The sequence below is a fragment of the Frankia sp. AgKG'84/4 genome (assembly GCF_023242965.2).
GTDB lineage: Bacteria > Actinomycetota > Actinomycetes > Frankiales > Frankiaceae > Frankia.
In genome coordinates this window covers 1-13,331 of sequence record NZ_JALKFU020000089.1, presented here as the reverse complement: position 1 = coordinate 13,331, position 13,331 = coordinate 1, and the positions used below count along the sequence as shown (strand labels likewise).

The following is a 13,331-nucleotide window of genomic DNA, read 5'->3' as shown; positions in this document are numbered from 1 at the left end:
CGGCGGGCCTGGGGCCGGCCGCGGCGACACGAGGGTCGCGGGCGGTGGCGGCTGCGGGGCAGGACGCGCCGGTCCTGGCGGGGACCGCACCTAATCGGATGACACGTGGCATACGGGGACTCCTGGGCCGGGGCCGCCGGGTGACGGTGCGCCGGAGGGATGTGCTCGGGTGGGGCGGGCTGCTGGTGCGCTGTGCGTGGTGCGTGGTGCGTGGTGCGTGGTGCGTGGTGCGCTGTGCGTGGCGCTGGACTAGCCGAGGTAGGCGTCCCGGACCGCCTGGTTGGCCTGGATCTCCTCCGGGGTGCCCTCGGCGAGGACGGACCCGAGGTTCAGCACGGCGATCCGGTCGCACAGCCGCATGACGAAGCCGGCGTCGTGCTCGACGAGCACGACGGCGCAGCCCTCGCCGCGCAGGGACAGGACCAGTTCGCCGAACTTGTCGGCCTCGCCGTGGTCCAGGCCCGAGGTCGGCTCGTCCAGCAGCAGCAGCGTCGGCTTGTCGACGATCGCGCGGGCGAGTTCGACGAGGCGCTGCTGGCCCAGCGGCAGGGATCCGGCGGCGGTATGGCGAAGCCCGGTCAGGCCGCACCACTCCAGGATCTCGTGGGCGCGCTCGCGGCGGGTCTTCTCCAACGCCCGGCGGCTCGGCCAGGTGACCAGGTCGGCCAGCACGCCGCCGCCGCCTCCGTGCCATTCCAGCGCCGCGAGCACGTTGTCCTCGACCGAGAGCCAGCTGAACACCTGGGCCCGCTGGAACGTGCGGCGCATGCCCAGGCGCGCGCGCCCGGTAGCGGAGGACTTCGTGACGTTGCGGCCGCCGAAGTGGACGGTGCCCTCGCTCGCCGGGGTGATCCCGGAGATGACGTCGAACAGAGTCGTCTTGCCGGCGCCGTTGGGGCCGATGAGGCCCTGGATGCTACCGGGAGCGACCTCGAGCGAGACGTCGCTGAGCGCCCGCACACCACCGAACCGCTTGCTGATCGAACTCAGGCGCAGCGGCGGGTCCACGCCGACCGTGGGCGGAGGTGCTTCGGCGGTCGGGGTCGACATCATGCCTCCAAGCTGGCGCCCGGCGACGGCGGGCGATGCGTAAGCTTCTATCCGTAATGTGCTCTGGACCACAAGGGGGTCCGCGGGCCTGATTTCCCCGATGGTGGGGGTGCTGGCGCTGGTCGGCGCCCCCAGACGGGGAGGGGGTTGGTCATCGTCGAGCTGGACAGCCCTGTGGGGGTCGGCGCGAGTGCCTGCTCGAGGTCCGGACACGTCGCCGGGCCCAGACGCTTGTCGATCACGCCGATGACGTCATTGTCATGCTCAAGGGCGGTTGGGGGCGAGCCCGCGCCTGTGATGTACGCCCACCCGTCACTGCGTCGATGACCCTCCGCGAAGCCCCTTCCAGATAATGTAAAACCAATCACGTTGTCGAGAATCGTGCAACTGATGCCACTTGGTTGCGCTCGGCGGTGTCCGGGGCCGGCTGGCGACCTGCCGTCCGGATACCTGAGGCCGCTCGATACCTTCCACGGACCCGCCGACCGACGGGTCCATCCGTGCTGATCACAGCGAGGCTCAGTGGACGCCGAGCAGCACGGTGGACGTGGAGGAAAACCAGCCGCCGGTGCCGTTCACACAGGCGACCTTGGCGTCCGGGACCTGCCGGCCGGCGGCCTGCCCGCGAAGCTGGCGGACCGCCTCGACGAGCAGGAAGATCCCGCGCATGCCCGGGTGACAGGAGGACAGGCCGCCACCGTCGGTGTTGGTCGGCATCCGGCCGCCGACCCGCATGGTCCCGCCCTCCAGGTAGGCGCCGCCCTCGCCGCGGCCGCAGAAGCCGAGCGCCTCGAAGGTCAGTAGCACCGTCGAGGTGAACGAGTCGTAGAACTGGCAGACGTCCACGTCGGCCGGGGTGAGCCCGGCGCGCTCGAAGGCGAGCTGGCCGGAGACGGCGGCGGGGGAGACGGTGAAGTCCTCCCACTCGCCGAACTGGCTCGGCCCCCGTGAGGACAGCGAGAGGTTCGCGGTGCGCAGCCGCTTCTTCAGGTCCGCCCGCGTGGTCGACCCGTAGACGAGGAGCACGGTCCTGGCGGTGCCGGCGCGGATCGCGTCCACCGCGTGCTCGAGCATGACCTCCCACGTTGACCCGCCGACCGAGGTCGAGTCCATCCACGTCGGGCGCAGCCCGAGGTACTCGGCCACCTCGACCGGTGCCAGCACGCCCAGGCCGGTCGAGCCGAAGCCATCGACGTCGGCGTGGGTCAGCCCCGCGTCGGCCAGCGCGCGTGACGCGGCCTGGTAATGCAGAGCGAACGGGGTCGCGGCGTCCACCCGTCCGCAGTCCGAGAGTGCCGCGCCGACGACGGCCACCTGCCCCGTCATGTGCTCTCCATTCACCCGAGGAACGTCCGAGAACCGTGTCGCCGTCCTTCGGGGGCCGATCGCGTCAGGGGCGATCGCGCCGGAGGAAGGATTTTGTATTTACTATCCGATCGGGACGCCAGTCATCCCGGTCCGCTCGACCGGGCCCACCGGAGCACCGTCGGGAGCGCGCATGGATGAAGGTGGAGTCTTCTTCGAGGATCTCGAGGAGGGCGGGCAGGCACCGGTACGCACCCACAAGCTCACCCGCACCGACCTGGTGCGCTACGCCGGGGCGTCGCGCGACTTCAACCCGATGCACCACGACGAGATTAAGGCCCAGGCCGCCGGCATGCGTTCGGTGTTCGGCCACGGCATGTTCACCGCCGGCCTGCTCGGCACCGCGCTGACCGACTTTGTCGGCATCGGCAACCTCCGTGAGTACAAGGTGCGTTTCACCAACCAGGCATGGCCGGACGACGTGCTCACCACCGAGATCGTGGTGACGGGCAAGGACGAGGCGAACCACCTCGTCAGCCTGGACTGCAAGGTCGTCACCGAAACCGGCACCGTCGTGCTGACCGGCTCGGCGACCGCGGCTGCCCGGCGGCGGGCGGCATGAGCGGCCCGAGGTACGACCTGCCCACCGTGGAGGCGGAGACCGCGCCCTGGTGGGAGGCGGCAGCCCGGGGCGAGCTGCTGATCCGCCGCTGCGGCGCCTGCGCGAAGGCGCACCTGTACCCGCGGCCGTTCTGCCCGAGCTGCTGGAGCGAGGACGTCTCCTGGGAGCAGGCCGTCGGTACCGGCACGCTTTACACCTGGTCGGAGGTGCGTTCCAACGACCTTCCGCCGTTCAAGGAGCGCGTGCCCTACATCGCCGCGATCGTCGACCTGACCGAGGGCCCGCGGCTGGAGACGAACATCGTCGGCGTGACCGAGGGCGAGCTGTCCATCGGGATGGCGCTCAAGGTCGATTTCTCCGACGTCGGGGACGTGCACATCCCGGTCTTCCGGCCCGCCTGATGCCCGGTGCGGTGCGGCGGTCCCACCGCCGCCCGCCCGCCGTTCCGCCGCCGTTCCCGCTGCCCGCCGTTCCCGCTGCCGCTGCCGCCGTTCCCGCTGCCGCAGTCCCCGCCCGCCGCCGGCGCCTTCCACTCCCGGAGTCATCGCGATGAACCCCACCGAGCTGATCGGCCGTTCCCTCCCGCCGGCCGCCGTCGTGGTCGAGCGCGGTCAGGTCGCCGCCTTCGCCGCGGCGGTGACCGACACCTCGCCGGTGTACCGCCGGCCCGAGGCCGCCGCCGAGATCGGCCTGCCGGCCATCCCGGCGCCGCCGACGTTCACCTTCGCCGCGCGGCTGCTCGCCGCGTTCGAGGAGCCGCAGCCGCCGCGTCCGCAGGACGCCGCAGAGGTCGGCGAGGTGATCGCCCAGCTGCGCGCGGAGGGCGGCATGATCCTGCACGCCGAGCAGGAGTTCAGCTACCACGCGCCGGTGCTCGTCGGCGACGTTCTGAGCGCCACCGGATCGGTCGAGGACGTCCGTGTCACGACCAGCAAGAGCGGCAAGAGGATGACCTTCGTCCGACTTTGCTCCGAGTGGCGCAAGGCCGACGGCGAGCTCGCTGTCGCCGAGGTCATGACCCTGCTGCACCGGGCCTGACCCGCGGGACGGACGGGCGCCGCCGGACCCGCCCTCCAGCTCCGCCGCCCGTCCGCCCCCTCGGGGCGGTGTCGTCTCCGAGGGGCGGTGTCGTCCCTGAGGGGCGGTGTCGTCCCTGAGGGGCGGTGTCGTCCCTGAGAGGCGGTGCCGTGTCCGAGAGGCGGTGCCGTGTCCGAGAGGTCGACCGCCGTGTCCGTCGGACCGGCGGTTTTTTCGTGCGTGCGGACACCTTGCCAGGGCCCGCGGTACCCGCACCGGAGGCGGTCGAAATACAGGCCGCGTATCGATTGTGATCCGGGCTACAGTCATGTTGAATGATGGTTCAGTGATCGATTCGGCGGGCGCCGTGCCGATTCAAAATCGTATATACGATTCGACTTTTGCCCTCTCCGCGCTCGCTTTTTGGGAGGCAGCACATGACGATCTCCGACGGGTCCCGCCTGACCGATTCCCTTCTCGGGAATGGGCGGACGGCTACGGTGGGTGAGGACCTGGTCGGCCTGCCGATGCCGAAGCGGCCGGACACGCTCTACGACCAGTCCCAGCGGACCCGGGTGCGCCGCGAAGGCGGGCCGCGCTTCCCCTTCCCGATCCCCAACGGCTGGTTCGTCGTCGCCCAGGCGCACGAGATCGAGCCCGGCCGGACGAAGAACCTGTACTACTTCGGCAAGGACCTGGTGCTCTTCCGCGGCACCGACGGCACGCCGTACCTGTTCGACGCCTACTGCCCGCACCTGGGCGCGAACCTCGGTGTCGGCGGCAAGGTCGTCGACGGCAGCCTGCAGTGCCCGTTCCACGGCTGGCGCTTCGAGGGGTCGACCGGGTCGTGCGTCGAGGTGCCCTACGACGACGTCGACCACATCCCGAAGACCGCCAGCGCCCGCACCTACCCGGTGGTTGAGCGCAACCACATGATCTGGGCCTGGCACCACCTGGAGCGGGCGGAACCCACCTACGAGGTGCCGGAGGTCCCGGAGTTCCACGACCCGGACTGGCTGCCCATCGAGGTGCGTGAGTTCGAGATCGCCACCTGCTGCCAGGACATGGCCGAGAACAACGTCGACACCCCGCACTTCCTCTACGTGCACGGCCAGCCGTCGATCCCGGAGGAGGACTTCGTCATCGAAGGGCACTACAAGCGCACGACCGGGATGGACGGCAACTTCGTGCGCGAGGGCCACGGCCTGGGTCTCGGTGTCCTGCGGGTGAAGGGCTACACGACGTTCCTGTCCTCCACCACGCCGATCGACACCGAGCACGTGTGGGTCCGGTGGGTGTTCACCGCGCCGCGGGCGCTGGGCGAGGACACCACGAAACAGGCCGCGGACGGCTTCACCGCGGGCGTCAGCCAGGACATCCCGATCTGGGAGAACAAGATTTTCAAGGACCCGCCGGTGCTGCGCCCGTCCGAGAAGGGGATCACCGAGCACCGCCGCTGGTGCCAGCAGTTCTACTCCTGGCCCGCGGACACCTCGCAGCGTTGAGCGCCCCGTCCCCGGGCCGGTCCACGGACCACCCGGTCGACGTTCCCCGACCTTCCGAGCACCCGGGAATGGCCATGGGCGAGAAGTACCTTCTGATCTCCACGGACACCCACGCGGGCCTGCCACCAGAGCAGTACCGCGAGTACATCGACCCGCGGTACCGGCAGGCCTTCGACGACGCGCTCGCCGCCGACATCCAGGCCAGCGCCCTGGTCAACCAGGACGACCACAAGAAGTTCCTCGCCGAGTGGAACTCCGAGATCGGTGACCACGGCGGCATGGAGGGCGCCTGGGACGCGGTGATCCGCACCAAGGAGATGGACTCCGAGGGCGTCGCCGCCGAGGTCGTGTTCCCCGACGCGGACGCCGGCGGTGTCGGCGGCGTGTCGGCCTCGCCGTTCGGCTCGGGCCTGGGGTCCTCCGGTGACAGCGACCCGGTGCTGGTCATGGCCGGCGCGAAGGCGCACAACCGGTGGGTCGCGGAGTTCTGCCAGAACGACCCCGAGCGCCGCTATGCCATCGCGATCATCCCGGCGCTGCACGACGTCGCCGCCGCGGTGAAGGAGGCCGAGCGGGCGGCGCGCAGCGGCATCCGCGGTGGGATCATGATCCCGACGAAGTGGACCGGCTTCCCGGCCTACAACGACCCGGTGTACGACCCGCTGTGGTCGGTGTGCGCCGAGGCCGGCCTCGTCGTGCACACCCACTCCGGGGTCGGCCCGTCCGACTACACCTGGGCGCCGGGCATGATGGCGATCTACGCCACCGAGGCGTACTGGTGGGCGGCCCGGCCGCTGTGGGCGCTGCTGCTCGGCGGGGTCTTCGAGCGCCACCCGAAGCTGAAGTACGCCCTCGCCGAGAACGGTGCCTGGTGGGTGCCGGACATCCTCACCCGGATGGACGCGAAGTGGGAGGGCGACCACTCCACCCGCAAGTTCGGGCCGTCGACCTTCCGTGACGGCATGACGATGAAGCCGTCGGACTACTACCACCGCAACGTGTGGATGGCGTCGTCGGTGATGGGCGAGGTCGAGATCGACCGTCGCGCCGAGATCGGCGTGAAGCGCCTGATGTGGGGCCACGACTACCCGCACCCCGAGGGCACCTGGCCGCACACCCGTGCGTGGCTGCGCGACCGCTTCGGCGCTGTCGGACCGGAGGACACCCGGCGCATCCTCGGCCTCAACGCCGCCGAGCTGTACGGCTTCGACCTCGACGCGCTCGCGCCCGTCGTCGACCGGATCGGCCCGACGGCCGAGGAGATCCACGGGACGTCCGCGTGAGCGCCGCCCCGACGATCACCGACTTCACCGGCCGGGTCGTCGTCATCACCGGTGGCGCGGCGGGCATCGGGCGGGCGCTGGCCCTCGCCTTCGCCCGCGCCGGCGCGGTCCTCGTGCTCTCCGACATCGAGAAGGATGCCCTGAGCGCCACGGTCGAGGCGTTACGGGCCGAGACCGGCGCCGAGATCAGCGCCGTGGTCGCCGACGTGTCCGACGACACCTCGGTCGAGGCGCTGGCCGACGAGGTCTTCCGCCTGCATGGACGCACCCACGTGCTGGTGAACAACGCCGGCGTCGGGCCGCCCGCGGCGAAGGTGTGGGAGACCACGCCGAACGACTGGCGGTGGACGTTCGGGGTCAACGTCCACGGCGTCGTCAACGGTATCCGCGCCTTCGTGCCGCGGATGATCGCCTCCGGCGAGCCCGGCCACGTCGTGAACACCTCCTCCGGCGACGGTGCGGTCGCGCCGATGCCGGGCGCGTCGGTGTACGCGGCGAGCAAGGCGGCGGTGTCGATCCTCACCGAGTGCCTGGGTGCGCAGCTCGCGCAGGAGGGCCACCCGATCGGCGTCTCGCTGTTCCTGCCCGCGGGCAAGGGGCTACTCGACACCGGCCTGTGGACCTCCGATCGCAACCGGCCCGCGCAGCTCGCCAGGGAACGGCCCCGCGAGACCGCGCCGACGACGGTCGCGGCCCTCGTCGCACGCGCCGCGAGGGCCGGCCACGAGGTGCCGATCCAGCCGCTGGACGAACTCGCCGACGACGTCCTCGCCGGCATTCGGGCGGGCGAGTACGTCCTGATGCTCGGCCGGGACGGCGCCGCGGCGACGCTGCGCGAACGCGCCGAGCGCTTCGCCGCCGGCGACAACCCCACCCCGGCCGGGAACCACGGCCTGGCGGGCTGACCGGGCCGGGTGCCGGTCGTCCCGGCGATCCCGGTGACCGCCTACGCCGGCCGGTGCGGCAGGGCTACCCTGATCGGACCGGACCGGAAGGCGGGGCCCGCATCGGCCTGGCCCGCTCCGCCGCTCTGGAAGGGGCCCCGTGGACCGCGCGCACGAGATGGCCGGTAGCGGCGTGGCCGCCGCCGCCGGGTCGGGCCGTGCGGCGGGACCGAGCGGCGGGCCGGGCGCTGCCTCCCTTCGTGGGAAGATCGTGGACGCGACGGTGACGTGTATTCGGCGCCGGGGCATCGAACGCACCTCGATCAGCGCGATCGCGGCGACCGCCGGGGTCTCCCGCCCCACCGTCTACGCCCACTTCGAGACCCGGGACGCGCTGGTCTCCGCGGCGCTGACGGCCGTGGGCGTGCAGGTCAGCCAGACGGTGGTCGGCGCCGCCCGGCGCCGGGCGCGGACCGCGGGCGAGTTCGTCGTCGAGGCCCTGGTCGCGGTGCGCAGGGAGTTCCGCGCCGAACCCGCGCTGCGCCCGCTGCTCGGCGGCGGGCACTGGGACACCCACGACGCGCTGTCCGCCCGCGCCCTCGCGGTGGCGCGACCGATCATCGCGCCGGTCGTCGACTACGACACGGCGCTGGAGCCGTTCCTCGACGAGCTCGTCGAGACGGCCGTGCGCTGGCTGCACTCCCTGCTCATGTTCGACAGCGCGAGGACGTCCTCGGAGGCGCGGCTGCGCGCCTACCTGCGGCGCGCCGTGGTGCCGGTGATCGACGCGATGTCCGCGAGCGCCGCCGGAACGGACCAGCCAGGCGGCGGCTGATGGTGCGCGGGGAACAGCATCCGCTCACCATCTGGGCGCGACCGAGTGGGACAGGGCGGGCTGGGGGGCTGGTCGCGCTGGCGGCGCGGCTGCTGGTGGGCGATTACGCCGGGTGGCCGTCCGCCGTGACGGCGCGGGCGATGAGGTCGACGATGTAGTCGCTGCTCATGTCCCGCCCGGCGAAGGAGCGGATGAACACGTGGAACAGCACCGCGCCGACCAGCAGGTCGAGAACGTCGTCGGTGTCCACACCCGCGGCGGCGCCGGGGGCGGCGGCGGCCAGCATCGCGCGGAAGCCCGGACGCACGCTGCCGCTGACCCGCTCGCCCACCATCGCGTAGGTGGCCGGGTCGGACTGGTAGACGCTCAGCAGGCCCGGCAGCGCGGCGCGCGCCGCCGGCTGGTGGAACGTCTCGACGAAGGCGTCGACGTAGCGGCGCAGATCGCCGCGCAGATCGCCGGTGGCCTGCACCGTCACCTGGTCGAAGCCGGGGAACACCGCGTCCTCGATCATGGCGATCCGCGAGGACCAGCGCCGGTAGATCGCTGGTGGTCCCACTCCGGCGCGGCGTGCCACGGCCGCGATCGTCGTCTCGGCGAAGCCCTTCTCGCCGAGCAGTTCGAGCACCGCGCGCCGGACGCCCTCGTCGACCCGCGGGTCCCGCGGTCGGCCCTGGGCCGCGTCTGTGCTGGTAGGGGCAGCCGGCTGCATACTTACATTATAGCCTGGCATGTAATCATTTGGATCCTTCTTCGCGACGGAGCGGTCGACGACCAATTCCCCCTCGGACGGCAAGTTCGCCGAACGGATGTTCCCGGAGCCGACGGACCACGGCGTTGCGCATCCCGATCACGCGGTCACCAACGTGCGCTCGGGTACGGACTCGCCCGACGCCGGCGAGGCCACCAAGTGGTATGAGGGTGGGGGGCGTATCGGGGAGAAGGCGTACGCCGACATCGTGGTGTACCCGCCCACCCGCGGCCTGCAGACCCAGGGCGACCCGTTCGAGCCCGTCAAGGTCGGCCTGCTGATGGACATCGAGAACGGCCAGCTCGTCTTCGACTGGATCAACGCGACGATCCTGGCCTTCGAGGACGCGCTGAACGAGGGCGTCTACGACCGCCCGGTGCGCCTGCTGGTCGCCGACGCCCGCGGACTTCCGCGGGAGAACTTCGCCAAGGCGCGCAAGGGTTACGAGTGGCTGTGCGACCAGGGTTGTGTGGTCGTCCTCGGCCCCGAGGTCAGCGACAACTCGCTGTCCATGCAGAACCTGGTGAACGAGCGCAAGGTCCCGGTCATCGGCTGGACCGGCGCGTGGCGCTTCGCCAGCGAGTACTGCTTCACCATCGCCAACGGTGACGTGCCCACCGAGGGCGTCATGTGCGCGCAGTGGCTCAAGGCCCAGGGGCACACCAAGATCGGTATGTTCTGGGAGCAGAGCAGCTCCGGGCGCGACTACGCCGGGTTCTTCCGCGACGAGTGCAACAAGCTCGGCCTGACCGTCGCCCGCGACATCAAGCTCGGACCGACGCCGCGCGGCCTGGTCGATCACCTGCGCTCGATGCGCGAGGACGGCATCACCGCCCTCTACTACGGCGGCTACGGCTACGCCACCTTCCACTTCGCGGCGGCGTTCAAGGAGCTCGACTGGGACCCGCCCCGCGTCATGGGCACGGCGTTCATGTTCTACTCCAACACCAACAAGTGGGCCGAGGGTCTGGAGGGCTGGCACGGCGTCGACCAGCTCTGCGTCGACCAGCTCGGCGTCGACCAGCTCGGCGTCGACGGCACCAACCCGAACTACGAGGCCATGGTCGAGCGGTTCCAGAAGCGCTTCGGTCGGGTGTCGAAGAACGTCGTCGTGGCGCTCGGCTACGACACCGCCCGGGTCGGGATCCATGGCATCGCGGGCGCGTCGATGGCCACCCCCGAGGAGGTCAAGGAGGGCATCGAGCGCATCCGCTGGATGCCAGCGACCAACGGCGGCCCCGCCACCTACATCCAGTTCGGCCCGTGGGACCACAAGGGCTACAAGGGTGACTTCCTGACCATCCGGGAGCTGCGCGGCGGCGAGCTGCGCTTCGACGGCTACCACCGCCCCGAGCACCCCATCAACCACCTCAACGTGCAGTAACAGCGCTCCGGCCAGCTCCGGCCGGCTCCGGCCGGCGTCGGCCGGGGCATCGCCTCGACGGGCGGCGGGCGCATCGGCCCGCCGCCCGTCCGCGTGTTCGGTCCGGCGTGGGTCAGGCGGACAGGGCCGGCATGACCGTGTCGGTGACGACCCTCAGGTAGCGCCAGGCGATCTCGGGTGGCAGGCCGCCGATCAGCGGGTGCAGGCTCAGCGGCATGCCGGTGCGGACCAGGGCGACGGCCTCGTCCACGGTGAGGATCTGGTGGCTGCGCTTCTCCGCGCGCAGCTCCTGCGCGGTCGTCGCGCCGGACAGGCTGGTGGTGCCGGTGAGGTCGTCGTTCCACGCCGCGTAGCTCAGGACGTCGTGCATGAGGTAGGGGCCGAGTTCGTCCCAGGCCTGGTCGACGTCCTCGGCGACGAACACCGAGGCGGGCATCTCGGACGGCGGCAGGATGCACATGCCGGGCTCGTGCCCGGCGTCGCGGGCCGCCTGCTCGTAGATCGTGCCGAGCTCGGCGTCGCCGCTCTGCGCGAAGAAGCCCACGCCGTGCCGGCCGGCGCGGCGCGCGGCGGCGGGGCTTCCGCCGCCCCAGAACACCAGCGGCCCGCCGAGGGTGTGCGGCGCCGGCGTCACGTGGATGCGCCGGCCCTCGTACTCGAAGGGCTCACCGGTCTTCGCGCGCAGCAGAATGCCGAGCTTCTCCTCGGCGATCTTGCCGCGGCGGCGGAAATCCACGCCGTACATCTCGTACTCGACGGGCCGGTAGCCGATGGCGGCCACGTAGGAGACCCGGCCGGCGGAGAGGATGTCGACGACCGCCATTTCCTCGGCCAGCTGCACCGGGTCGCGCAGCGGGAGCACGACCACGGCGACGATGATCGGGACCGTCGTCGTGCGGGCTGCCAGCGCACCCGCCATGATCACGGGGGCGGGCAGGTAGCCGTCCTCGGCGCCGTGGTGTTCACAGACGATCACGCTGACGCAGCCCCGGGACTCCGCCCAGGACGACATCTGCAGAGCTGCCGCGTATAACTCGCTGGCCGGCGCGCCGGTGGCGGGCGCACGCAGATCGAACCGCAGGGTGAACACTCAGGCTCCTCGTCTGGACCGGGTCCACGGCCATGGCCGGGCCCGGATCATTGCCGAAGTCGGATCTCTGGACGATCCAACCCACGGTCGAATTTTGTGTCTCATGCGTAGTTGAAGTCGAGATATGATTCATTCCATATCGAATCGCTACAGGCAAGGCCTGTCCCGTCCTCACTCTGTTCGTGCCGGTGGGCGGCCGGAGCATCCGAACGGCCCGCGCCCGAGTCGCCGCTGCGTCGAGGGCGCGGCCGGGCTTCAGCGGCGCCGCGGGTCGACCGTGGGCGGCGCGCGCGGCCAGAAGGATGGCCCGGTGAGATGATGGCCGTTGTGGCCAACAACACGATTCCGGCCTCCGGCCCCCGCGGGCCGGGGGATGACGAGGCCACCCGGACGCCGCCGACCTACGCCTACCTCGTCCAGGTCAGCGCGAACGGCGAGCGCTGGAACGCCGACTGGACCGAGCCCGCCAGCGGATTCGAGCGCAGCGCGGACGGCGCCTGCCAGGTCGCCCGCCAGGCGCTGGGCCGCCGCTTCCGCCAGATGCGGGCCGACGACGGCGCGCACTGGCGTGACCTGTGGTTCCGCGTCGACGTCTGGCTCCTGGGCCCGGCGACCGGCGGCCCCCGCCGCGACGATCCCGGCGACACCCCGTGGGGGCGTCAGCTGCAGGCCGACGGCGTCGCGCCCGACGCCGTCGAGGTGCGGACCCCCATCCAGGTCCGCGAGGAGGTCGGTGGCTGAACCGCCGCCGCCGGGGCTCGTTGGCTTCCGGGGCTCGCCGCCGGGGCTCGTTGGCTTCCGGGGGCCAGCCTCAGGTGGGCAGGTAGCCCGGCAGGCCGCCGGGGCGCCGACGGCGGCGCAGCACGACGCGGCGGGAACCGTCCGGGAACAGCCGTAACCGGTCCAGCTCCCAGTCACCGAACTCGGCGTGCATCGTGAGGATCTGCACGGCCGCCCGGCGGTCCGTGCTCGGCGGCAGGTAGAGATTCTGATATTCGAGCTCGACACCAGCCAATGTGACCTGACCTCGACGTGACGGATACCAAGCCGCACCCGATGGGCAGTTCGCGCTCAGGCGCGACGAGGCGAGCGTGCCGATCACCGTGCGGTCCCATCACGTTAACCGTCCCGCTACCTGCCGCAAGGCTCCCTGCGCACGGACGGCCGGAAGCCCGCGCATGTCAGGCCCCGGCCGGCTACCGGGACCGTCTGCCGGGAAGCGCCCCGAGCCAAGCGGCTTCCTATGGATCAAGCCCGCTGGTCAGGCTTCATGGTCCACGGATTGTTCGGCCCGAGATCACCGATGCCGCGTGGCGCGGATCGAGTCATAACGGTCACACCGCTCTCACCCCGGCCGGGACGCGGGCCTGCGTGCGCCTTTCGCCCGCCCGACGTCACCCCCAGCCACCAGCCGCCGCCGGCCGTGCGTGGCTGAGCTGCCGCGGGCCGCTTTGACAGGTGCAAATCGGACGCGGAGCCGTCAAAAGCGGCCCGAAGCCTCCATCCCACGCACCGAGCCGACACATCGGACCGGTGGCGGTCACCCACAGTGCCGTAGGCGGCGCGACGTAGCGCGGCCCGGCGTAGCGCGGCCCGGCCCTGCCC

The 13,331-nt window shown here is 71.4% G+C and carries 14 protein-coding genes; 9 read left to right on the top strand and 5 right to left on the bottom strand.

Annotated elements, in window-relative coordinates:
• Positions 1-249: 249 nt before the first annotated feature.
• Entirely contained in the window at positions 250-1,050 is an 801-nt protein-coding gene (locus tag MXD58_RS08675; protein ID WP_248840311.1) for an ABC transporter ATP-binding protein, read from the bottom strand.
• 519 nt (positions 1,051-1,569) lie between these two features.
• A complete protein-coding gene (locus MXD58_RS08670) occupies positions 1,570-2,376 on the bottom strand; it encodes a thiolase C-terminal domain-containing protein (protein ID WP_248840310.1) in 807 nt (268 codons plus the stop codon).
• Between the two features lie 172 nt (positions 2,377-2,548).
• Between MXD58_RS08670 and MXD58_RS08665 the strand changes: the two genes are divergently transcribed.
• From MXD58_RS08665 to MXD58_RS08635, 7 genes are all read left to right on the top strand, one after another.
• Entirely contained in the window at positions 2,549-2,977 is a 429-nt protein-coding gene (locus tag MXD58_RS08665; RefSeq protein WP_248840309.1) for a MaoC family dehydratase, read from the top strand.
• Entirely contained in the window at positions 2,974-3,378 is a 405-nt protein-coding gene (locus MXD58_RS08660; RefSeq protein ID WP_248840308.1) for a Zn-ribbon domain-containing OB-fold protein, read from the top strand. The genes MXD58_RS08665 and MXD58_RS08660 overlap by 4 nt, the downstream gene beginning before the upstream one ends.
• A gap of 148 nt (positions 3,379-3,526) precedes the next feature.
• Positions 3,527-4,015: an FAS1-like dehydratase domain-containing protein gene (locus MXD58_RS08655; protein ID WP_248840307.1), complete on the top strand. Its 489-nt coding sequence runs from the start codon at positions 3,527-3,529 to the stop codon at positions 4,013-4,015.
• A gap of 479 nt (positions 4,016-4,494) precedes the next feature.
• Positions 4,495-5,499, top strand: a complete 1,005-nt coding sequence (locus MXD58_RS08650; protein ID WP_248840306.1) for a Rieske 2Fe-2S domain-containing protein — start codon at positions 4,495-4,497, stop codon at positions 5,497-5,499.
• Between the two features lie 68 nt (positions 5,500-5,567).
• On the top strand, positions 5,568-6,782 hold the full coding sequence (locus MXD58_RS08645; RefSeq protein WP_250609178.1) for an amidohydrolase family protein: 1,215 nt from the start codon (positions 5,568-5,570) through the stop codon (positions 6,780-6,782).
• On the top strand, positions 6,779-7,687 hold the full coding sequence (locus MXD58_RS08640) for an SDR family NAD(P)-dependent oxidoreductase (RefSeq protein ID WP_248840304.1): 909 nt from the start codon (positions 6,779-6,781) through the stop codon (positions 7,685-7,687). Before MXD58_RS08645 ends, MXD58_RS08640 begins: the two co-directional genes overlap by 4 nt.
• A gap of 139 nt (positions 7,688-7,826) precedes the next feature.
• A complete protein-coding gene (locus tag MXD58_RS08635; protein WP_248840303.1) occupies positions 7,827-8,501 on the top strand; it encodes a TetR/AcrR family transcriptional regulator in 675 nt (224 codons plus the stop codon).
• 103 nt (positions 8,502-8,604) lie between these two features.
• Here MXD58_RS08635 and MXD58_RS08630 read toward each other — a convergent pair whose 3' ends face one another.
• Positions 8,605-9,234, bottom strand: coding sequence for a TetR/AcrR family transcriptional regulator (locus tag MXD58_RS08630; RefSeq protein ID WP_250609177.1), 630 nt, complete (start codon positions 9,232-9,234; stop codon positions 8,605-8,607).
• 133 nt (positions 9,235-9,367) lie between these two features.
• Here MXD58_RS08630 and MXD58_RS08625 point away from each other — a divergent pair, with 133 nt between their 5' ends.
• The gene (locus MXD58_RS08625; RefSeq protein ID WP_250609176.1) at positions 9,368-10,636 is read left to right on the top strand and encodes an ABC transporter substrate-binding protein; all 1,269 of its coding nucleotides are present in this window, start codon (positions 9,368-9,370) and stop codon (positions 10,634-10,636) included.
• 112 nt (positions 10,637-10,748) lie between these two features.
• On the opposite strand, the gene MXD58_RS08620 is transcribed toward MXD58_RS08625, so the two are convergent.
• Positions 10,749-11,726, bottom strand: a complete 978-nt coding sequence (locus MXD58_RS08620) for an LLM class flavin-dependent oxidoreductase (RefSeq protein WP_248840300.1) — start codon at positions 11,724-11,726, stop codon at positions 10,749-10,751.
• Positions 11,727-12,041: 315 nt separating this feature from the next.
• On the opposite strand from MXD58_RS08620, the gene MXD58_RS08615 reads away from it, so the two are divergent.
• Positions 12,042-12,467 carry a hypothetical protein gene (locus tag MXD58_RS08615; RefSeq protein WP_248840299.1) on the top strand — a complete coding sequence of 142 codons (426 nt, stop codon included), beginning with the start codon at positions 12,042-12,044 and terminating at the stop codon, positions 12,465-12,467.
• A 70-nt stretch (positions 12,468-12,537) separates the two neighbouring features.
• Here MXD58_RS08615 and MXD58_RS08610 read toward each other — a convergent pair whose 3' ends face one another.
• The gene (locus MXD58_RS08610; protein WP_248840298.1) at positions 12,538-12,741 is read right to left on the bottom strand and encodes a DUF5703 family protein; all 204 of its coding nucleotides are present in this window, start codon (positions 12,739-12,741) and stop codon (positions 12,538-12,540) included.
• Positions 12,742-13,331 lie beyond the last annotated feature (590 nt).

Excerpts from the sequence above, each read along its gene's own strand:
- MXD58_RS08675 (WP_248840311.1), bottom strand. The coding sequence starts at position 1,050 with ATGTCGACCCCGACCGCCGAAGCACCTCCGCCCACGGTCGGCGTGGAC.
- MXD58_RS08670 (WP_248840310.1), bottom strand. The coding sequence starts at position 2,376 with ATGACGGGGCAGGTGGCCGTCGTCGGCGCGGCACTCTCGGACTGCGGA.
- MXD58_RS08665 (WP_248840309.1), top strand. The coding sequence starts at position 2,549 with ATGGATGAAGGTGGAGTCTTCTTCGAGGATCTCGAGGAGGGCGGGCAG.
- MXD58_RS08660 (WP_248840308.1), top strand. The coding sequence starts at position 2,974 with ATGAGCGGCCCGAGGTACGACCTGCCCACCGTGGAGGCGGAGACCGCG.
- MXD58_RS08655 (WP_248840307.1), top strand. The coding sequence starts at position 3,527 with ATGAACCCCACCGAGCTGATCGGCCGTTCCCTCCCGCCGGCCGCCGTC.
- MXD58_RS08645 (WP_250609178.1), top strand. The coding sequence starts at position 5,568 with ATGGCCATGGGCGAGAAGTACCTTCTGATCTCCACGGACACCCACGCG.
- MXD58_RS08630 (WP_250609177.1), bottom strand. The coding sequence starts at position 9,234 with ATGCCAGGCTATAATGTAAGTATGCAGCCGGCTGCCCCTACCAGCACA.
- MXD58_RS08615 (WP_248840299.1), top strand. The coding sequence starts at position 12,042 with ATGATGGCCGTTGTGGCCAACAACACGATTCCGGCCTCCGGCCCCCGC.